The 18,905-nt window shown below is 62.9% G+C and carries 20 protein-coding genes and 2 pseudogenes; 17 read left to right on the forward strand and 5 right to left on the reverse strand.

The window, feature by feature from the left end:
- Window positions 1-180: LysR family transcriptional regulator (locus J0L98_RS17600; RefSeq protein ID WP_296413160.1), on the reverse strand; the 180-nt coding region annotated here is incomplete at its 3' end.
- A gap of 487 nt (window positions 181-667) precedes the next feature.
- Here J0L98_RS17600 and J0L98_RS17605 point away from each other — a divergent pair.
- From J0L98_RS17605 to J0L98_RS17635, 7 genes are all read left to right on the forward strand, one after another.
- On the forward strand, window positions 668-2,089 hold the full coding sequence (locus tag J0L98_RS17605; protein ID WP_296413161.1) for an MFS transporter: 1,422 nt from the start codon (window positions 668-670) through the stop codon (window positions 2,087-2,089).
- 72 nt (window positions 2,090-2,161) lie between these two features.
- Window positions 2,162-3,169: a PHB depolymerase family esterase gene (locus J0L98_RS17610; protein ID WP_296413162.1), complete on the forward strand. Its 1,008-nt coding sequence runs from the start codon at window positions 2,162-2,164 to the stop codon at window positions 3,167-3,169.
- Between the two features lie 498 nt (window positions 3,170-3,667).
- Window positions 3,668-5,779, forward strand: a complete 2,112-nt coding sequence (locus tag J0L98_RS17615; protein ID WP_296413163.1) for a TonB-dependent siderophore receptor — start codon at window positions 3,668-3,670, stop codon at window positions 5,777-5,779.
- A 19-nt stretch (window positions 5,780-5,798) separates the two neighbouring features.
- On the forward strand, window positions 5,799-7,061 hold the full coding sequence (locus J0L98_RS17620) for a PepSY-associated TM helix domain-containing protein (protein WP_296413165.1): 1,263 nt from the start codon (window positions 5,799-5,801) through the stop codon (window positions 7,059-7,061).
- Complete coding sequence (locus J0L98_RS17625; protein WP_296413166.1) at window positions 7,054-7,722, forward strand: TonB family protein; 669 nt, start codon at window positions 7,054-7,056, stop codon at window positions 7,720-7,722. Before J0L98_RS17620 ends, J0L98_RS17625 begins: the two co-directional genes overlap by 8 nt.
- 3 nt (window positions 7,723-7,725) lie before the next feature.
- Window positions 7,726-8,445, forward strand: coding sequence for a MotA/TolQ/ExbB proton channel family protein (locus tag J0L98_RS17630; RefSeq protein WP_296413167.1), 720 nt, complete (start codon window positions 7,726-7,728; stop codon window positions 8,443-8,445).
- Window positions 8,446-8,448: 3 nt separating this feature from the next.
- The gene (locus J0L98_RS17635; protein ID WP_296407274.1) at window positions 8,449-8,865 is read left to right on the forward strand and encodes a biopolymer transporter ExbD; all 417 of its coding nucleotides are present in this window, start codon (window positions 8,449-8,451) and stop codon (window positions 8,863-8,865) included.
- Between the two features lie 155 nt (window positions 8,866-9,020).
- Here the strand turns inward: J0L98_RS17635 and J0L98_RS17640 are convergent, their stop codons facing one another.
- Both J0L98_RS17640 and J0L98_RS17645 read right to left on the reverse strand, forming a co-directional pair.
- Window positions 9,021-10,370, reverse strand: a complete 1,350-nt coding sequence (locus J0L98_RS17640) for a HipA domain-containing protein (RefSeq protein ID WP_296413168.1) — start codon at window positions 10,368-10,370, stop codon at window positions 9,021-9,023.
- The gene (locus J0L98_RS17645) at window positions 10,370-10,663 is read right to left on the reverse strand and encodes a helix-turn-helix domain-containing protein (protein WP_296413170.1); all 294 of its coding nucleotides are present in this window, start codon (window positions 10,661-10,663) and stop codon (window positions 10,370-10,372) included. Before J0L98_RS17645 ends, J0L98_RS17640 begins: the two co-directional genes overlap by 1 nt.
- A 229-nt stretch (window positions 10,664-10,892) precedes the next feature.
- On the opposite strand from J0L98_RS17645, the gene J0L98_RS17650 reads away from it, so the two are divergent.
- The 8 genes from J0L98_RS17650 to J0L98_RS17685 all read left to right on the forward strand — a co-directional run bounded on the left by J0L98_RS17650 (window position 10,893) and on the right by J0L98_RS17685 (window position 15,431).
- On the forward strand, window positions 10,893-11,513 hold the full coding sequence (locus J0L98_RS17650) for a hypothetical protein (RefSeq protein WP_296413172.1): 621 nt from the start codon (window positions 10,893-10,895) through the stop codon (window positions 11,511-11,513).
- A 102-nt stretch (window positions 11,514-11,615) separates the two neighbouring features.
- Window positions 11,616-12,050, forward strand: a complete 435-nt coding sequence (locus tag J0L98_RS17655) for a hypothetical protein (RefSeq protein ID WP_296413173.1) — start codon at window positions 11,616-11,618, stop codon at window positions 12,048-12,050.
- Window positions 12,051-12,372: 322 nt separating this feature from the next.
- The gene (locus J0L98_RS17660) at window positions 12,373-12,867 is read left to right on the forward strand and encodes a hypothetical protein (protein WP_296413174.1); all 495 of its coding nucleotides are present in this window, start codon (window positions 12,373-12,375) and stop codon (window positions 12,865-12,867) included.
- 117 nt (window positions 12,868-12,984) lie between these two features.
- Window positions 12,985-13,479, forward strand: coding sequence for a hypothetical protein (locus J0L98_RS17665; protein WP_296413176.1), 495 nt, complete (start codon window positions 12,985-12,987; stop codon window positions 13,477-13,479).
- 63 nt (window positions 13,480-13,542) lie between these two features.
- Entirely contained in the window at window positions 13,543-13,803 is a 261-nt protein-coding gene (locus J0L98_RS17670) for a hypothetical protein (protein ID WP_296413178.1), read from the forward strand.
- An 84-nt stretch (window positions 13,804-13,887) separates the two neighbouring features.
- The gene (locus J0L98_RS17675; RefSeq protein WP_296413179.1) at window positions 13,888-14,229 is read left to right on the forward strand and encodes a hypothetical protein; all 342 of its coding nucleotides are present in this window, start codon (window positions 13,888-13,890) and stop codon (window positions 14,227-14,229) included.
- Window positions 14,230-14,348: 119 nt separating this feature from the next.
- Entirely contained in the window at window positions 14,349-14,813 is a 465-nt protein-coding gene (locus tag J0L98_RS17680; protein ID WP_296413181.1) for a hypothetical protein, read from the forward strand.
- An 84-nt stretch (window positions 14,814-14,897) separates the two neighbouring features.
- A complete protein-coding gene (locus J0L98_RS17685) occupies window positions 14,898-15,431 on the forward strand; it encodes a hypothetical protein (RefSeq protein WP_296413183.1) in 534 nt (177 codons plus the stop codon).
- 390 nt (window positions 15,432-15,821) lie between these two features.
- Here the strand turns inward: J0L98_RS17685 and J0L98_RS21640 are convergent.
- Together J0L98_RS21640 and J0L98_RS17695 are read right to left on the reverse strand one after the other, a co-directional pair.
- Window positions 15,822-16,208 (reverse strand): annotated as a pseudogene (locus J0L98_RS21640) (transposase); the annotation flags it as partial.
- A 93-nt stretch (window positions 16,209-16,301) separates the two neighbouring features.
- Window positions 16,302-16,562 (reverse strand): annotated as a pseudogene (locus J0L98_RS17695) (phage integrase N-terminal SAM-like domain-containing protein); the annotation flags it as partial.
- Between the two features lie 200 nt (window positions 16,563-16,762).
- On the opposite strand from J0L98_RS17695, the gene J0L98_RS17700 reads away from it, so the two are divergent.
- Complete coding sequence (locus J0L98_RS17700; RefSeq protein WP_296413185.1) at window positions 16,763-17,581, forward strand: hypothetical protein; 819 nt, start codon at window positions 16,763-16,765, stop codon at window positions 17,579-17,581.
- Between the two features lie 20 nt (window positions 17,582-17,601).
- The gene (locus J0L98_RS17705) at window positions 17,602-18,759 is read left to right on the forward strand and encodes a serine hydrolase domain-containing protein (protein ID WP_296413186.1); all 1,158 of its coding nucleotides are present in this window, start codon (window positions 17,602-17,604) and stop codon (window positions 18,757-18,759) included.
- Window positions 18,760-18,905: the final 146 nt, after the last annotated feature.

An 18,905-nucleotide genomic window follows, 5' to 3' on the forward strand; every position in this document is an offset into this window, starting at 1 on the left:
CGGCACCAGGCCACGCCCGGCCCTCACCAGCAGCGGGTCGCCGGTGGTCTCGCGCAGGCGCGCCAGGGCCCGGCTCATGGCCGAGGGGCTGAGCCGCAGGCGCCGCGCAGCGCCAGCCACGCTGCCTTCGGCGAGCAGGGCATCCAGGGTGATCAGGAGGTTGAGATCGGGTGGGGACATGGGGTCTGCCCTGGGTCGGCGTGAGGAGGTCGAATTCATCCAAGTTTCCTCCGTTTGAAGCGTCATCTGACGGTCGATACGGTCTCTCCTGTAGGGGCGACCCGTAGGGGCGACTTCAGTCGCCCATCCGCGTATCAATCACAGGCATGCCCTTGATCTCAGCCCACGGGCGACTGAAGTCGCCCCTACAGTCCCTCCAGCCGCCGTCTGAGCCTCCCATAAACCCCTTCAGCTTCACCCATCGGGTGATCAGGCCAGTGGAGAGAGAACCCGCGTCAGCAATGGGTTTGCGTCTGGTTCGGGGAGGACAACCTAGGAAAACAGGTTCATTCGACTCCGGACGCGGATCAGCGGCCTGCTCTGAACCTAGCATATATGGCGTCTGGTGCATGGATTAAGTGCAAATGCTGCGCCTTCCGCCATGCCGACGCCAGCCCTATGCTTCCTGTAGCCCGAGTTGGAGCGCGATCAGGACAAGGAGTTGAAGATGAAGACCCTTCACGTACAAGTGGATGCAGTTACTCCCGTCAGCACGTCGGGGCGTTGGCCCCTGGCCAGCCTGGCCTTGCCCATGCTGCTGTCGGCCCTGGGCACCAGCATTGCCAACGTGGGCCTGCCGACCCTGGTGCAGGCTTTCGATGCGTCTTTCCAGGCGGTGCAGTGGGTCGTGCTGGCCTATCTGCTGGCGGTTACCACACTGGTTGTCAGCGCCGGGCGGCTGGGCGATACCTTCGGCCGGCGCCGGCTGTTGCTGGCGGGGCTGGGCCTGTTCACCGTGGCTTCGGCCCTGTGCGGCCTGGCGCCCACCCTCGGCTTGCTGATTGCCGCCCGTGCGCTGCAGGGCGTGGGGGCGGCCGTCATGATGGCGCTGACCCTGGCTTTCGTCGGTGAGATGGTGCCCAAGGCACAGACCGGCCGTGCCATGGGACTGCTGGCCACCATGTCGGCGACGGGGACGGCTCTCGGCCCCTCCCTCGGCGGCGTGCTGATCGCGGCGGAGGGCTGGCCGGCTCTCTTCTACGTCAATGTGCCCCTGGGCGTGCTGGCGCTGGGGCTGGCCTATCGCCATCTGCCGGCCGACCGGCGGAGCGGCAGCGTGGCGCGGGGTGCCCTTGACCCCCTGGGGAGCGCGCTGCTGGCCCTGACCCTCGCCGCCTACGCCCTCACCATGACCCTCGGGCGAGGCCACTTCGGGGGGCTCAACGCCGCCTTGCTGCTGGCGGCCCTGGGTGGGCTCGCTGCCTTTGTGCGGGTCGAGGCCAAGGCGGCAGCGCCGCTGATCCGCCCCGCCATGTTCCGGGATGCGGCCCTCTGCGCCAGTCTCGCGGCGAGCGCCTTGGTGGCGACGGTGATGATGGCGACCCTGGTGGTCGGGCCCTTCCATCTCGCCCGCGGGCTGGGGCTGGGCGCTGTGGAGGTGGGGCTGGTGGTGTCCGTCGGGCCCCTGGTCGTTGCCCTGGCCGGGGTGCCCGCAGGCCGCGCAACCGACCGCTTCGGCGCCCGGCGCATCACCCTTGTCGGGTTGCAGGTCATGGCGCTCGGGGCCTTCACCCTGGCGGCACTGCCGGCCGGCCAGGGCCTTCCCGGCTACCTGGTGCCTCTGGTGCTCATCACGGCCGGCTACGCCCTCTTTCAGACGGCCAACAACACGGCGCTCATGGCCGGTGCCGATCCCGCCCGCCGTGGGCTCCTCTCCGGACTGCTCAACCTGTCGCGCAACCTGGGCCTGATCACCGGTGCGTCGATGATGGGGGCGTTGTTCATGGCGGCGGCAGGGGGCGGAGATATTCTCGCCGTCGATCCCGGATCCGTCGCCATGGCCACCCGTATCACCTTTGCCGTGGCGGGGGGGCTGGTGCTGGTGGCCCTTGCGTGGGTAGGCTGCGGGCTTCGCAACCCAGCGGACTGAAGTCTGCCAGCATGGATGGCTGCACCCTCCATGCTGGCGAGCCCGACCGGACGCTGCAGAAAGGGGAAGACCATGAATCTTGCGTATCGCTGGATCGCCCGGGCGGCGATCCTCCTGGCCAGCACGGCCGTCATCGCTCAGGACGCGGACCGGCCCAGCCTGCGCGAGCGGCTGCGGGAGCGCATCGAGCAGCGCCGTGAGCCCGCCTCCGATGCCTCCGCGGCCGGGACCACCGAGTACAGCCTGCGCCACGGCGGGCTGACGCGGAAGTACCTGCTCCACATTCCCGCCCACCGCGACCCGGGCAAACCCCTGCCCCTGGTCATCGCCTTTCACGGCGGTGGCGGGCATGCGGAGTACATGGCCGATGACGCCCGTTACGGTTGGGTGAGCAAGGCCGACCGGGAAGGCTTTGCGGTGGCCTTTTCCAACGGCTACAGCAAGCTGCCCGGCGGGCGCTTTGCCACCTGGAACGCCGGCCAATGCTGCGGCGATGCCCGTGACAGGAACATCGATGACGTGGGTTTCGTGCGTGCCCTGGTGGTCGACGTGCGCCGCAAACTGGCCATCGATCCGACCCGCATCTTTGCCACCGGCATGTCCAACGGCGGCATGCTGAGCCACCGCCTCGCCTGCGACGCCGCCGACCTCGTCCGCGCCGTGGCGTCGGTGGCCGGCACCGATGCCACCTTGGACTGCAAGCCTTCCCGCCCGGTGTCGGTGCTGCACATCCACGCCAGGGACGACACCCATGTGCTTTTCAACGGTGGGGCTGGCAAGGACGCCTTCCGCGATCCGTCCAAGGTCTTCGACTTCGTTTCGGTGCCCGACACCCTGACCCGCTGGGTGGGGCGTGATCGCTGCAACCCGACCCCCCGGCGCAATCTGGATGTGCCCGGTGCCTATTGCGAGGCTTACAGCGGCTGTGCGGACGGCACCCGGCTGCAGCTATGTGTGACTGAAAGCGGTGGTCACTCCTGGCCCGGCGCCGAGCGCGTGCGCCGCGGCAAGGAGCCCGCATCCCAGGCCATCGACGCAACGGACGTGATCTGGGCTTTCTTTGTGGAGGCATCGCGCTGAAAAGGCCTCCGGACCGGTCGGGGGAATTCCCGATTCCGTTCGCGGATGGCCGCGGGAATGAGTTCTTTATTCTTCCGGGCCGGAATTGACCTGCATGACCATATAAGAAAATAGTGAATGTCAATTGAATTGTCGTGCGTCAATGACGTGGAGGTTCGTTGATGCTTGAGCGCTGATCTCGAGAAAAAGCATGCGGTGATATGCCGCATGGCCTTGATTATTGGGCGATATACCATTCCGGGCCATATCCCTCATGGTCCGTGGGTGCAGAGCTTCGGAGTGGCCGATTCATTTCGGTTCATTTGTCCTGGCGCCATTGCACCTGCGGTTTCCATTTCGAAGGGTCAATAATTCCTTTTTCTCGAGGTCCTCATGACGTCCCTCTGCGTGCCTGTGGCTGCCCTATGCCTCGTTACCGCGTCCTCGTGCCTTCAGGCGCAGGACCCTGCCCGCGAAAACAATTCATCTTCCCAGCCGACGCAGCTTGGCGCGATTGACGTGCAGGGTGCGGCGGAAGCCGCGCCCTATTCCGCGACCAAGGCCGCCTCCGGTACCAAGACCGATACGCCCCTGATGGAAACGCCGGTGTCCATCCAGGTGGTGTCCCGGGCAGTGATGGATGACCAGAAGGGCACGACGATCAAGGAAGTGCTGGAGAACGTCAGCGGCGTGCGTGCCCAGCCTTCCCTGGGCGGGACGTCCGGTTATCTGATCCGCGGCTTCCGTACCGGAAACATCTACCGCAACGGCCTGCTGACCACGGCGGGCAGCTCCCTGGGGGATTTTGACCTGGCCAACCTGGAGAGCATCGAGGTCGTCAAGGGGCCGGCCCAGCTCTATGGGCGTACCGAGCCTGGCGGCCTGATCAACCTCAACACCAAGCGCGGTCTGGACAGCCCCTACTACTCCATCGAACAGAGCGTCGGCTCGTATTCCTTCTATCGTACCCAGTGGGATGCGGGTGGCCCGATCACCCCGGGCAACGAATTCCAGTACCGTTTCTCCGGTTCGTATCAGGACAATGATTCGTTCCGCGACTTTGTCTCGTCGGACCGCCTGCTGCTCAACCCCAGCGTCACCTGGCGCCCCGCGCCGGGCACCGACATCACCATCGATGTCGAGTACCAGAAGAAAAAGGCGCTGGCGGATTTCGGCATTCCGGTGATCGGCCGGCGCCCGGCCGACATTCCCATCAGCCGCAACCTGGGCGATCCGAACACGCCGCGGGGTTATCAGGACACCCTGATGATCGGCTCCGAGATCAATCACAAACTCAATGCCGACTGGGCCATCCATCATCGCTTTCTGTATACCCATGGCGACAGCGTCAATACTTTCGTGAACCCGGCGCCGGCCTTCAATGCGGCTCAGGCCTTCAACGAAACCACCGGCATCATGCAGCGGAACATCTTCCAGCAGCGTAGCGAGCAGGAGGTTTACTCCACCAACCTCGACCTCACCGGAAAGCTGGATATCGCCGGCACCCGGCACGATCTGCTGGTGGGTGTCGATTACTACCGCTCCCACAACCTGTACGGCTCCGACGGGCAGTGGGTGGCACCCAACCCGGCACTGGCCATCGACATCTTCAACCCCGGCCCCAGCTACGGCATCGCCCGGTCGGTGTTCGACGCGGCCCTCAAGACCTCGTCCACGGCCCTCCCGCGCAGTGACATCTACAACCAGTGGCACGGGGTGTACCTGCAGGATCAGGTGACCATCGGCAAAAAGCTGCACCTGATGCTGGGTGGCCGCTACGATTGGGCGGAAACCGGCCGCGGGCGCGCCACCACCTTCTCTGCAGCGACCGACGCCCTGTTCAACTCCACTCCGTCGCTGATCCGCAAGGACCAGGGCTTCAGCCCGCGTCTGGGGGTGCTCTACGAGCTCACGCCCCAGCTCTCGGCGTATGGCACCTGGACCACGTCCTTCGGGGCCAACAACGCGCCCGCCGCCAATGGCCGGACCTTCGATCCCCAGGTGGGCGAGCAATATGAGCTCGGTCTCAAGGCCCAGCTCTTCGAATCCCGCCTGCTGGGCACCCTGGCGGCCTACAAGCTCACCAAGGACAACATCCTGGTGGCCGACCTGAATACCGCCGACCCCAACGACCGTATCGCCAACAAGCAGGGCAGCCAGGGCATCGAGCTGGACCTCACCGGCCGCGTCAGCCGCTACCTGAGCCTGATCGCCAGCTACGCCTACACCGAGACCAAGGTGATCGAAGATCACGCCGCCGGGTCGCCCACCAAGGGCAACCGGCTGGCCAACGTGCCCAAGCACTCGGGCAGCATGTCGGTGCGCTATGACCTCAACGGCCAGGGCGCCAAGGGCCTCAGCATGGGCATGGGCGCCTTCGTGGCGGGCAAGCGCGAGGTGGATCTGGCCAACACGGCCCAGCTGCCGGGCTATGTGCGTGTGGATGCCTTTGTGGCTTACAGCGGCTGGAAGCTCGGCGGCTCGCAGGCCACGGCCCAGCTCAACGTGCGCAACCTGCTCGATACCAAGTACTACGAATCGACCGACCCGGATTCCAACGTGGCGCCGCGCCTGGGGGTCTACCCCGGCGCGCCGCTGACCGTGATAGGGTCGCTGCGTCTCGAATACTGAGCGCCGCTACTCGCCGATCATGACCCGTCGCATCTGTCTCTTTCTGCACCGCTGGATCGGCCTGCTCCTGGCGGGCTTCCTGCTCGTCGTCGGGCTCACCGGCAGCCTGCTGGCTTTCTTTCCGGAGCTTGAGCGGGCCATCAACCCCGAGTTCTATCCGGTGCAGTCGTCCGGGCAGCGGCTCTCGGCCGGCGAACTGGCCGAACGGGTCGAGGCCCGGCTGCCGGAAGCCCGGGTCAACGCGCTCTACCTCGTGGGCAACCAGGGGGCCACCATGGCGGTGGTCTCCCCCCGCAAGGATCCGCAAACCGGCCAGCCCTTCAGCCTGGGCTTCGACCAGATCTACCTCGACCCCTACACCGGCGACGAGCTGGCCCGGCGCATGCGTGGCGTCATCTCCCACGGCGTCACCAACCTGATGCAGTTCCTGTATCGCCTGCACTGGGGGCTGGCGCTGGACAAGACCGGCATCTGGATCCTCGGCATCGCGGCCCTGTTGTGGACCATCGACTGCTTCACCAGCTTCTATCTCACCCTGCCGTCCCGCGCCCGGCGCGGATCGACGGCGGCCACCCCTGTTGCCCCGGCCCGGTCCTTCTGGGCACGCTGGAAACCCGCCTGGCTGGTCAAGACAAACGCCTCGACCTACCGCCTCAACTTCGACCTGCACCGGGCCGGCGGTCTGTGGCTGTGGGGCGTGCTGCTGGTCTTCGCCTGGTCCAGCGTGTACATGAACCTGTGGGACACCGTGTACACCCACACCACGCGCCTGGTATTCACGTATCACGAACCCTGGACCGACCTGCCCCTGCTGGAAAAGCCCCTTGATCAGCCCCGCATCGGCTGGCGCGAGGCCAACCGGATCGGCGAGCGGCTCATGGACGAGCAGGCCAAGGCACACGGCTTTGTGGTCGAAGAGCCCGTCACCCTGCGTCTGGATCGCACCCGGGGGGTCTATACCTACTTCGTGCGCAGCAGCCGTGACATTCAGGACAAGCGCGGCCGGACCCGGGTGTTCTTCGATGCCGACGACGGCAGCCTCAAGCTGGTGCTGCTGCCCACCGGGCAGTTCAGCGGCAACACCGTCACCAGCTGGCTGATCGCCCTTCACGACGCCAACGTCTTCGGTTTGCCGTATCGCATCTTCGTCAGCGCCCTCGGCCTGGTGATCGCCATGCTGTCGGTGACCGGCGTTTACATCTGGTGGAAGAAGCGCAAGGCCCGATCCCTGTCCTGGCAGCGTCGCAACAGCCCCTCTGCCGCCGCCTCCGCCGATGCCTGAGAAGCGCGCTTTCCTGTCCATCGACCGGGCGCTGGGCCTGGGTTTTGTGGTGGCCCTGCACGGGGCCGCCCTGTGGGGCCTGTGGCAGCACCGCCTCATCCCCACGCCGGACGAGGCCATGACGCTCTTCGTCAACTTCGTGGCCCCACCTGTGCCCGAGAAGAAGGTGGAGCCCAAGCGCCCGCCGCCCCCCGAGCCCAAGCCGAAGCACAAGCCCATCGAGAAGCCCCAGCCGCGGCAGATCGTGGCCGAAGCGCGGACGGTGGCGCCCACCGACCATGTGGCCCCGCCGCCACCGCACCAGCCCGTTCGTGAGGCCGCACCCGAGCCCGAGGCGAAGGCCCCGCCCATGCCCTTGCCCGCCGGGCCCGTGTCCCTGTCGTCCGAGCTCTCCGTGGCCTGCCCGGAGCGCACCGCACCGGCCTACCCGGCCCCGTCGCGCCGCCTGGGCGAGACCGGCGTCGTCGTGCTCCGGGTGGAGCTGAGTGAATCCGGAAACGTGGCCCATGCCCGCGTCGAGCGCAGCAGTGGCCACTCCCGCCTGGACGATGCCGCCCTCGCCGCGGTGCGGACCTGGCGTTGCACGCCGGCCAGCCGCAACGGCCAGCCCGTGCGGGCCGTGGCCCTGCAGCCCTTCAACTTCATCCTCAACGGAAACTGATTCATGGAACCGAGCGCCATCGATGGCCTGGGCTTTGCCCACTTTCTGACGCAAACCGACGGGGTCGGCAAGGCGGTGCTGGGCACCCTGCTGCTGCTCTCGGTGTCGAGCTGGTATCTCATCGTCACCCGCTTCGTCGCCAATGCCCTGGCCCAGCGCAAGGCCGACGCCTTTCTCAGGCGCTTCTGGCAGGCCGCGTCCCTCACCGAGGTGGAAGCCAGCCTGCGCGCCCAGCCCGCCGACAACGCCTTCGCCTCCCTGGTCCAGCGCGCCCTCGAAGCCCTGGCCGACAGCGGCAAGGACAACCTCGCCGTGGCCGGGGGCATGACCGAATACCTCACGCGCACCCTCAACAACGAGGTGGACCGCGAGGCGGCGGCCTCGGAATATGGCCTCACGGTGCTGGCCTCGGCCGGCTCTGCCTCGCCCTATGTGGGCCTGTTTGGCACCGTGTGGGGCATCTACCACGCCCTGGTGCAGATCGGCCTGTCGGGGCAGGGCACCCTGGACAAGGTGGCCGGGCCGGTGGGAGAGGCGCTGATCATGACCGCCCTCGGCCTGGCCGTGGCCATCCCCGCCGTGCTGGCCTACAACGCCTTCAACCGCCGCAACCGCATGTGGCTGTCCCGCCTGGAGTCCTTCGCCCACGACCTGTACGTGCTGCTTACCGTGAAGGGCGGCAATGGCAAGCCGGTGGCGCCCGCTGCCGCCCAGCGGAGCTGAGCCATGGCCCGGGGAGACTTCAACCGCTACCGGGGCAAGATGCCCATGGCCGACATGAACGTGGTCCCGCTGGTGGACGTCATGCTCGTGCTGCTGGTGATCTTCATCGTCACCGCGCCCCTGCTCACCCACTCGGTCAAGATCGAACTGCCCAAGGCCTCCAGCAGCCCGAACATCACCCGGCCGGAGCACATCGAGTTCGGCATCCGCGAAAACGGCGAGCTCTTCTGGAACGGCGAAGCCGTTGCCCTCGACGCGCTGCCCGCGCGCTTTGCCGCCGAGGCCGCCCGGGAGCCCCAGCCCGAAGTGCATATCCGCGCCGACCGCAATGTGCGCTACGACGTGGTGGCCAGGGTGATGGCCGCCGCCGCCAAGGCGGGGCTGGTGCGGATCGGTTTCATCTCCGACCCGGCGTCCTGATCGATCAGGCGTTTCGCGGGAAGGGTGTGGCTCAGAGGGTGTGAATAAATCAACTGCGCGACCCGATTTCGTCCCTGCGATGCTCACCGTACCCATGTACGGCTGCGCTTCTCGGGGCGAACTCGAACCGCTCGCTACGATTTCTTCACACCCTCTCAGTAAAGCGAGGGGTCGACCTTTGCTACTGCAGGGGCCATCTCTGCCTGGCGCTCGCACTCGGCAGCAATCAGCCCTTGTATTTGCTCAATCTGCGCCAGCTCCACCCCGGCACGCCGCGCATCGTCGCAGGCTTTCGGGAGCGCTTCGCGCACACGCGCGGCCATGCGGGACAGCTCGGTGCTTAGCTGACGGAAAGGCAGTGCGCAGGCGTGGGCGAAATGGGCCCATTCGAAGGGGGAGAGCTCGTGTGCCTGAAACGCATCGCCGATGGCCAGGGCGTAGGTGTCGAGGCGTTTTTCTCCGTTGAAGGCGATCCCACATACAAGATCGTAAGCGGGTGCAAGCGAGAGCCCTTCCCGTGCCACGTAAAAGGAGAGGTTCTTTGCATGGGCATCGATATTGCCGATGAGCACCTGAAAGAGCGTCCAGCGCAGCAGTGCAAGGCGCTCTGCGACGGGTCGAGGGCTGCGTGCGAGGAGCGCAAAGAGCATCGGCAGCGATGCCCCGTCGCGTAGATCACGCACGTCGCGGGCGTCGCCGTAAGGCCTCTCGTACTTGAGTGCCGACGAAAGGCCCAACGCCTGGCAGCCATCGATGATGTGTCGGCGCATCACGCGCCCGGGCCTGTGCTCCCGGTCGAAGCGCTTCACTACCAGCACCGGTTCGGGCACCCGCACGAGGGCGACCTCAGCCACGGGCAGCTTTGCCCAATGGGCAAGGCGCATGCAGAAGAACTCGTTGCCGGTGAGCCCGGCAAGCTGAGCCGACACCGGCTCTGGCTTGAGGATGTGTGTTGAAGCCAGGTATCTGCCCTCGACCAGCGACCACAGCCCTTCTTTCTCGAAGACCGCGATCTTGTCCTGGTAGCCTGCGATGGACAGGCGGACGCGTCCATCCCAGACCGAGAAGGGGTGGAAGGGGCGTGCGCGGATGCGTTCCGAGAGCGCCGCATGTGCCAGAGCCCGGCGGATCTCGGCCACGGGCGCCAACTCCGTTCCGGGCCGGCGCAACTGAAGCGCCCCGGCGGTCTCCCCGCCCAGCGCAGCCAGAAGCCCCATCAGGTTGCCCTTCGAGAGCCTGTGCGTGCTCGCCGCATCGTCAAGCGCCTGCCCTTCGGGCAGCAGGTTCTCGAAGAACTGGCGCACCGCAGCGCTGTGCTGCTCTTGAATTGCCGCCTCGGCACCGTGTGCCACCTCGGCCAGTGCAAGCGGCAGTGTCGGGCCGAGGGCGTAGCGATCCTTGCGCGACAGCCAGGCCGGGCTGTAACGGAAGGCATAGCGATGGGTGCTGGCCGTGTAGCTCAGCGTGCCGGCAACTTCTCCATTCAGCAGAACGTCGAGCTCCATCAGCCGCGTGCCTCATGGATAAGCTGCGCAATCTGCTCCGCCTCGCCTGCGGGTGCAATGAAGAGGCTCACGCCGAGGGCCTGTGCCACCCGCAGCGCAATCCCCAGGCCCACCGTCGGCTTGCCTGCCTCAAGGTCGCCCAGCGTCTGCTTGGCGATGCTCACCGCCAGCGCAGCCTCTTCAAGGGTGAGCCCGCTGGCGGTGCGGGCCGCACGAACGGCCGCGCCGAGCTCTTCGCACGTCCTGAGCTGGGGGGCGGTGGGGAAGGCGGTGGGAACGACGCGCCGTGCCATTTTATTCTCCTGTTTTAATGGGATTATATGTAGCGCGAGCACTGGATTCAAGAATACGCCTTCCACAGTAGGCGGATAGATCGTTCCGCCCGGGAAACCATCAATTGCACCTGCCTGGGTAGCCGGATATCCCGGGACTTCCTCGACATCCGCGTAGTCGGACAACCGCCGACACACGCTGGCACGCAATCTGCCTCCATCCCCACCGGAACCACACCGGAGGCCAGTCATGAACATCCAGCCCGTTTCCGCCACCTATTTTGCCCACGCCATGGAGCGGGCATCATCCTTGCGGCATATTTCGCCCGCCGCGGCGGCAGAATCTGCCGACCCGGTCCACATCTCATCCGCCGCCCGGGCCGCATTGGCTGCCGAGGGCGACGCCTCCGTCGAGGCAAAGCTGGCATCCATCCGCGCCCGGGGGCCGATCAACCGCAGCGAAGCCGATCAGGCCTACCTGTTTGCCCATGACCAGCGCCTTGCCGAGATCGCCGCCCAGGGCAAGCCGCCCGAAAAGCTCACCGCCGACGAACTGGACTACATGCAAAAGGCCACCGGGATGGTGAACACCATGGCCAATCTCAGCCCGGCCGAAAAAGCGCTGTACGACAAGGCCGTGGCCAGCGGCAACACCGCCGCCGCGGCCGGCATCAGCCAGATCGCCCTGATCCGCATGATGGGCCACACGGCCGGGGGCGCCGGCGGGGCGACCTATGACCCCCTCAACACCGCCATCACGGCGGCCAACGTGGAACGGTACTTCAGCCACAGCATCGTGGACCCGACGGGTCAGGCGAAGGCGGGGTTTCAGGCTTTGATTGCGTTTCTGAATGCGGATCGGGTGGGGTGAGGCGCCTTCGCCGGTTTTGAATTATGCTTTTGGTCTGATTCAAGGCAGGCCATGGCGCTACCCAGCGCCTTTAAATTCAAGACCCGCAGTGGAGACTCATCGATGCTTCGACGCGCAGTGACATTGGCATTCATCCTCCTGGCGGGCACCGCGCTTGCTGGCACCGTATTGCCCTCCGGCCCCTTTCAGGGCGTCGAGCTGGACACGCTCTCGCCCGCACAGCGGGAGATCATCACCCAGGCCTCGGAAGACTTCGAGCGGGTATTGCAGGGCAAAAAGCCCAAGAACGCAGCCCTCGATGAGCAGGCCCCCCTCCCCGCCGATGGCGGCACCTTGTACTACGCCGGCAAGGGATACCGCCTGACCGTCATCAAGAGCCTGTCTTCATTCGGCAACGCCGGCGACGGGCTGCAGGGCTACGTATATGGCCCGGTGCTCTCCTTTCCCAAGTCCTTTGCCCCCGGAAACATGTCGGAAGTCGTCAGCTTGCGTTTCTATACGAACCAGCAGCTTCAGGCGCTGACCGGGGGTGAGTAGCTGAGGCGGTTCGGGAGATTCTTGCCGGGGTGATGGAGTCTGGCCGGGCGGGGATTGCCCGTCAGGTTTTCCGAAACCTCTGTAGCTGGGTACGCGCCCTGGTCAAGTGAACCAGTTCATAGGAGAACGGCGGGGAAGGTGTGAGTATCGGCATGACTATGGGGTAGCAGGCGGATGCAGGAGAGGTAGACGACAAGATGGGCGATGAGGCAGATAAGAGGGTCTTTGGATTCAATGGCTTGCAGGCGTATGGCAGCTTAGGCGACAGTCGTGTAAGACGCCGGAGGCGTCAAATGTCGTCTACTTCACGTTGGGGCGCTCCATGATCGAGGCACTTGAGTCGTACTCTCGGCAGATGGCCGAGGACTTGTTTTCCGTCTTTCCCGATTGGGAGCATTTTCTCACCGTTGTCGCCGAAGACGGCCTCAACTTCTTCCGCGTCGAAGTGCCACCCTCACCCGGGGGCAAGAATGGCCCTCTTGGCATTACCTCGCTATACAACGAAGAGATCACCGTTTACTTCGGCTCCTGCCACCGTCACTACGCGTCGATACTTCCGTCCGCCGAAGAATCAGCGGGCGCCATCTCCTTCATTCAGCAATTGCTGAGTGAAGAACGTGTTGTCGTTTCGTACCTTTGCAGCGGAGACAACGTGATCAAAGACGGCGTATTTTCCGGATCGGCTGTGCTTGTTTCAGAAATTCCAGACGCCAACTACGAGTACTACTATGCCAACGCCTTGCGCGTGCGATCGTGGAAAGGCACCTACGACAACGACTTCCCTGCACCCTATGTCAGCAGTAAGCCAATTCACTGACCCGCACCCCAACCCGGCAGTCGAGCGGACCTGCGCGAAAAGCCGCGCAGGCCACTCACTTCTACGTTAGGCCCCAAATTGCGACGCGTTATCCCTGCAACTTGTGGCATCGCCCTCGTGGCCGCTGCCTACTTCTTCAATTCGGAAGCACCGATGCCCGCCGATGCAGTGGCGGGGCAGTTGATCGCAGACTTCTCTGCCTCAGCCCCGTTCGATCCACCAGCGAACCTCTCACTTGAGATGCACGCGCACATGGAGGCCGGGGCGCTAAGTGTCGAGAAGTTGGAGTTTTTCTACGAGTCGGGGCCGGTTCCACATCCAACCATCACCAGCGGGCCAGACGGAACGGCCCAGGTCCACGTTTGGGTAACACGCCCTCGTTTTCGGCTGTTCAATACCAAATGCGAGTTCGTGCGCAACCTGCAGTTCGCCATTCCAAAGTCCGCACTCGTTTCTGCAAGCAGGTTGGTCCTGGTGAATCACGACACCGGGGCTGTGCAAGTCCTCGCTGAGTCCGGTGCGCTAGATCGCCTGCTACGTGAACCCGAACGTACAACTCAAATTGCCAAATTGCCTCTTAACCGAAATGCAGGTGGCGGCTGTGGGGCCTAACTCCTCAGTCAAGGGGACGTCCACAAGCGGGCTTCGCGCCCCGTACCTCGAACGTTAGATTGCATGAGCAAACGTCGTCGCATTCTTTTGTGGCTTGGCTTAGTGCTCTCGGTTCCTGCCGGTGGTTATGCCGGGCTATGCGTGGTTTTTTACGCCTGGCTTAGCGCCGCCGAACCCGAGCGTTGGCCACCAGCGCGCGCGGCTGTTTGGGCATATAGCTCCCTCGGTTTGGCAGTTCTTTTCCTCGGCTTGTTCATCTATTGCTTGGTGGCGCTGATCCGAGAGGCTAACAGGCAGTATCGTCAGGAGCAAAATGCAACCTAACATTTCGGTCAAGGCCGCTCCGGCCTGCGGCCTCCGCTGGACCGCCCGCAAGCGGGCGGCCCCTTACCTAAAACGTTAGAGCCCATGTCTTCTCGCGCTCAGCCCATCGGCCACTTCATCGCCATCGTTGCGCTTCTCTTTGCATGTGCAGGCGGCACCTACTTTGGCCTGTTTTCGTGTGGTGGCTATGTTTGGGAGTCCCAGATCTATTGGGCCGTGTCGGCTCTCCTGGTTACTCTCGCGCTGGTTCTGTCCAGGCGCGTATTGGGCAATTGGGTCCGTCGCCTCGCGTTCCTCATCATCTATCTCGTCACATTCACTTTGTCTCAAGCCGCCGCAATGCCCTTCTATCCCGCCGCGCCAGAAAGCTTTGCTGAATATCGTCGCAACTTCATTCTTGCGTTGGAGTATGGCCCGTGTCCGTAGCTCACTGCTCAATGGGCTCTAACCCGCGCTTCGAGGGGACCGCCGAGAAGCTGCGCTTCTCGGTTCCCCGTCGGCTCCGCCGCCGGGCGGCCCCTCAAGCTAAACGTTAGAGCGCAACTATGTGGCATCCCGTTATCACGAAAACTGATGGAGAAGCCCTGCTAAGTGCATTCGGTTTCTTTCACGACGCCTGCATTCACGAACTACATTTGTGGGGCGGTTACTACGTTAGTCCCGATTTCAAAATGACGTGCCCAGATACACCTGACCTAAAGTGCAGACTGATCGTTCAACGCCAACGTGCCGATCCGTCCGCTGTTGAACTCTTGTTTGATCGAGTCTCCCACATTGCTATCGCCACCCCTGCTGGCTACGACCGAATCATTTCGGCTGCCACGTTGCGAATGGAGGAGCAGAAGATAGTCTGGTCGCCAGACTACGACTTCGAGAAGACCGAACCAGAGTTTGGCGTCGCCTCTGTTATTGAGTCTGCACGCCTCTGGTGGCGCCCTGTCGCAACGGCGCTTGGTCCCGAACTCAAATACGCGCCGATCCGAGAGGTTCCCGATGGCTTCGCGCTCTAACCCGGCGCTCAACCCCGTTCGCTTCGCTCTCTGGACGCTGCGCGATAAAGCCGCGCAGCGCCGGTTAGCACTACGTTAGGCAGCATGAGATACGATCCGAACTCTGCCGAGGCATATCAGCGCATGGCGACGTTGATTGAGGAAATCAACGGTCAATCAGACCGAGGCGCAGCCATTGTGGGCGCAGCGTGGCTGGAGGAGTCTATGTCCGCCGCAATCGAATCATTCCTGCACTCCGAACCGCAATCCTGGAAGCGTCTCTTCGGAGGAAACGGACCCCTAGGTACCCTTTCAGCAAAGATTGATCTCTCCCGATTGCTTGGGCTTATCACTGACACAATCAGGTCTGACCTCCACATCATCCGTGAGGTGCGTAACGAATTTGCCCATCAAATTGCCCATAAGACTGAACACACAAAACTGAGCTTCAGCACGCCGCACATAAAGGACAAATGTATGGCTATAAAGTGCGTCGCCCATGAAGATCCTACGGAGCCACGCACTGCTTTCATACGGTCTTGCGCCATCCTGTATGCGGACTTTGAGATGCTTCAGTTTTTTGGCGTCAAGGTTTCCGATGGTGGACGCATCTTTGCCAAGGTTGAACAACACAAATGAACATCACCCGATCAAGGTCGGAGTATTCGGCAGACGACTCACCTCAGCCTAACACTACTCTAAGGACTTCCCCGTCAAGCACCATTTTCCAATGACCGGCCGCCAGGCCGGTTTTCCTTTCCTGCCTACCTGCTTTTGTTTCCTGACGCCTACACACACGCAACGGATCGGACAGACAGACTGCCTCTCTCTAATCGGCCTTGCTCGGGTCTCGCCCGGGGCCATGCGACTAACCGCACCAGCAGGCCTCAATCGTTCGTCGGCGGGATCGGGGAAACAGGGATCAGCCGCTTCCCTCTTTGATCCGCCATCGGGTTAGCCAGGCTCTCTGCTGGTCGGTCTGACCTGTTCGTCTATCGCTGATGTGCAGTTGCCATTGCTCGATGGCGCTCAGGCCCGTTGCCAGGCCTGTGGGTTGTATGCCTCGCCCTTCGCCAGCACCGCCCACAGTTGCCTTGCGTGCTTGTTGGCGATGGCGACCAAGGTCTTGTGATAGCCGATCCGTCCGTTGAGCACGACGATCCACTGCTGCAGACGAGTCAGCTTTTTAGGGGATGCACGCCGCTGCTTTCGGAGCGTCGCAGCCAGCACGCTGCGCGCGCCCTGCACAAGCAGGGTTCGCAAGTAGTCGTCGCCTCGCCGGGTGATGCGTCCAAGCTTCGTCTTGCCGCCACTACCCGACTGGCTGGGCGTGAGGCCGAGCCACGCGGCAAACTGGCGCCCATTGCGGAACATCGATGCGTCACCCACCCGGTAACTCAGGGTGCGCGTGGCACTGAACAGCCGCTGCGCTTCCTCCACCGTCACGATGTCGGGCAGGCGCTGCGCTTTGGGTGGCTTGATCAGATCGGGCATCACCCAGGGCTTCTTCAGGACGTGCGTGGTGTAGAACTTGAGCCCGTAGAGATCGAGTTTGACGGCGCTCCAGGAGTGGGTGCCGATCAGGTCGCTGAAGTACTCGGTCAGCTGCGCTTCGGAGAGCGCATCGATCTGACCGGAGAAGTAGCCCCCCAGACGCCGGATGGCGCGGGCGTAGGCGTCGATGGTCTTGGGCTGCAGCCCCTTGAGTTTGAGGTGCTTCAGATGCAACTGGTATTGCTGATCGAAGTGTGCAGAAGATGCTGTGTTCATGCTGGCCTATCCTCACGATGTTGTGCAGAATCACCCCTCATGAGCGAGGGCGTGAGATCACACAGTAGATCGTGCGGTGGCGGAGAGGGGATTCTCCGCGGAGCGGCTTCGTCCAACCCTTCGTTGCAGGGGACCTTGCGCATAAAGCCGCGCAAGGCCCCTGAACTCGAACGTTAGCCGTCTTTTTTGCCGAGCCAATCATGCGCCAATTCTGGATCATCGTGCTTCTTCTGGCCGGAAGTATTCTCAGCGGGTGCAGTGTTCTTCAGGGGGGCAAACTCCTTGCGCCTGAGAGCTTTGGCCTGACCCCAGTCACACCCGGTCTATACATTGAGTCTGGCGCAGACGAGGCAACACGAGAAAAACTCCGAGAGGCTATGGCCAACGCAGAAAACGCCATACGTGCCTCATATGGCAACACGAGTGCTAGTCCGATAGTTCACGCCTGCATCACCGAGGAATGCTATGAAGGCTTCGGTGGAGGGCGGGGTTCTGTGGCGAAGGTCTACGGCCAACGTATCCTGCTGTCGCCGCGTGGGCTGAATTGGCATTTCCTTGCACATGAATGGTCACACGCGGAAATGAGTACCCGCCTAAGCTTCCTCGCTTGGAATCGTCTGCCTCGGTGGTTTGATGAGGGCGTTGCGGTTGCGATAAGTGAGGCGCCAGAGCATTCTGAAAGTCACTGGAAATTCCTAGACGCCACCAATGTGCCACGCCCAACCCGCGAAGAACTGCAAACATTCAAGTCATTGAGGCAATGGCTGGACGCCATTCACAAATACGGAGAAGACCAGAATATTGAGCGCAAAGCGAAAGGTGAGCCAGAAATCCGGCCGGTCTACTCGGCAGCGGGACACGAATTGCGGCCTTGGTTGGCGAAGGCAGGTAGCGCAGGACTACTCCGATTCATTGAGCAAATGAATGAAGGGGCGGCGTTTGAGTCTGCCTACCAGACGGCTAACACTGCGGTCGAGAGGGACGCTTCGCCGCAAAGCGGCTCGCGCCCCTCACCTTGAACGTTAGAAAGCTTCACTGTATGAAGACTGTCGCGATCGTATTAGCGGTACTCGCAGTTGTGGTTCTGTCCGGCTTCCTCTATCTGAAGCATCGGATGAACAACACGACAGACGCAAGAGACCTCCAAGCCTCCATCGATGAGGAGGTCGCCAAGTTCCTGAAACAGCCGCAAGTTCGTGGCGTGGTGGTCGGCGTCTACAAGGATGGCAAGTCGTTCATCAAAGGCTACGGAACCATAAGCGGCGCTGCCGACGGCACGGCCCCTGACGGCGCGACAGTCTTTCAAATCGCTTCGGTCAGTAAGGTCTTCACCGCCACTTTGCTGCAGATCCTGTGCGACGAAGGGGTCGTCAACATGGATGCAACCCTGGATGAATTGCTTGGACGCTCGATGCCCTTGTCGCCGACCGTCCAGCAAGTGACGCTGAGGCAACTCGCCACACACACATCGGGCTTTCCGAGAATCCCTCAATCGCTCGACGAAAAGGCAACCGAGGCGGCTAAAGGTGACGATGTTTTGTTGGACCCGTACAGCCATCTGGGACCGCAATACATCTTCGACTATCTTGCCACTGCAGAAGACAAGAAAGACGCTGGCCGGTTCGAGTATTCCAACTATGGGATGGGGTTGTTGGGCCACGTGCTTGAGAAGGTCACCGGCAAGGACTACGAATCAATGGTAAAAGAAAGGATACTGGCGCCCTTGGAGATGGAAGGAACCGGAGTCACGCTGTCCTCATCCATGCAGATGCATATGGCTCAGGGCCACACCGCCAAGGGGTCGCCAACTCCGATATGGCGCTTTGCTGCATTGGCCGGCGCGGGCGCGCTCAATTCCAACGTACAAGACATGCTGAAGTTCATTCAGGCGAATGTAGACGATGGCAAGTTGCTTTCGCGTCCGTTCGAGAAGATGAAGCAGCCGCAATTCGGCGGTGATACAGGTATCGGTTGGATGCAGCCCACGTTTATCGACAAATTCTTGGGTAACCAACAGGTTGTTTGGCACAACGGCATGGTTGGCGGCTACGCGTCATACCTGTCCATCGACGCGAAGACGAAGACCGGCGTTGTCATCCTGACCAACAAGGCCCTACCCCCTGACATGATGGGAATGATGCTGATGCGCAAAGTCCGCACACAGTCGTGGTCGTCCGATCCGCTTTCTAACGATTAAGGTTAGATCGTGATCGCAGCGCGAGCCACGATCTGAACCGGTTGTTGGACAAGCCCGGTTCGGCAGTTCGGATTCCCCTGGAAATAGCTTTTCGTCCTTCACCGCAAAGGCGGGCTTTCGACGACGGAAAGCCTGCCCTCGCCACT

This window comes from Zoogloea sp. (assembly GCF_017302315.1).
Lineage (GTDB): Bacteria > Pseudomonadota > Gammaproteobacteria > Burkholderiales > Rhodocyclaceae > Zoogloea.

Coding starts and splice junctions, on each gene's coding strand:
- J0L98_RS17605 (WP_296413161.1), top strand. CDS start 668: ATGAAGACCCTTCACGTACAAGTGGATGCAGTTACTCCCGTCAGCACG.
- J0L98_RS17610 (WP_296413162.1), top strand. CDS start 2,162: ATGAATCTTGCGTATCGCTGGATCGCCCGGGCGGCGATCCTCCTGGCC.
- J0L98_RS17620 (WP_296413165.1), top strand. CDS start 5,799: ATGACCCGTCGCATCTGTCTCTTTCTGCACCGCTGGATCGGCCTGCTC.
- J0L98_RS17625 (WP_296413166.1), top strand. CDS start 7,054: ATGCCTGAGAAGCGCGCTTTCCTGTCCATCGACCGGGCGCTGGGCCTG.
- J0L98_RS17630 (WP_296413167.1), top strand. CDS start 7,726: ATGGAACCGAGCGCCATCGATGGCCTGGGCTTTGCCCACTTTCTGACG.
- J0L98_RS17635 (WP_296407274.1), top strand. CDS start 8,449: ATGGCCCGGGGAGACTTCAACCGCTACCGGGGCAAGATGCCCATGGCC.
- J0L98_RS17640 (WP_296413168.1), bottom strand. CDS start 10,370: ATGGAGCTCGACGTTCTGCTGAATGGAGAAGTTGCCGGCACGCTGAGC.
- J0L98_RS17645 (WP_296413170.1), bottom strand. CDS start 10,663: ATGGCACGGCGCGTCGTTCCCACCGCCTTCCCCACCGCCCCCCAGCTC.
- J0L98_RS17650 (WP_296413172.1), top strand. CDS start 10,893: ATGAACATCCAGCCCGTTTCCGCCACCTATTTTGCCCACGCCATGGAG.
- J0L98_RS17655 (WP_296413173.1), top strand. CDS start 11,616: ATGCTTCGACGCGCAGTGACATTGGCATTCATCCTCCTGGCGGGCACC.
- J0L98_RS17660 (WP_296413174.1), top strand. CDS start 12,373: ATGATCGAGGCACTTGAGTCGTACTCTCGGCAGATGGCCGAGGACTTG.
- J0L98_RS17670 (WP_296413178.1), top strand. CDS start 13,543: ATGAGCAAACGTCGTCGCATTCTTTTGTGGCTTGGCTTAGTGCTCTCG.
- J0L98_RS17675 (WP_296413179.1), top strand. CDS start 13,888: ATGTCTTCTCGCGCTCAGCCCATCGGCCACTTCATCGCCATCGTTGCG.
- J0L98_RS17680 (WP_296413181.1), top strand. CDS start 14,349: ATGTGGCATCCCGTTATCACGAAAACTGATGGAGAAGCCCTGCTAAGT.
- J0L98_RS17685 (WP_296413183.1), top strand. CDS start 14,898: ATGAGATACGATCCGAACTCTGCCGAGGCATATCAGCGCATGGCGACG.
- J0L98_RS17700 (WP_296413185.1), top strand. CDS start 16,763: ATGCGCCAATTCTGGATCATCGTGCTTCTTCTGGCCGGAAGTATTCTC.
- J0L98_RS17705 (WP_296413186.1), top strand. CDS start 17,602: ATGAAGACTGTCGCGATCGTATTAGCGGTACTCGCAGTTGTGGTTCTG.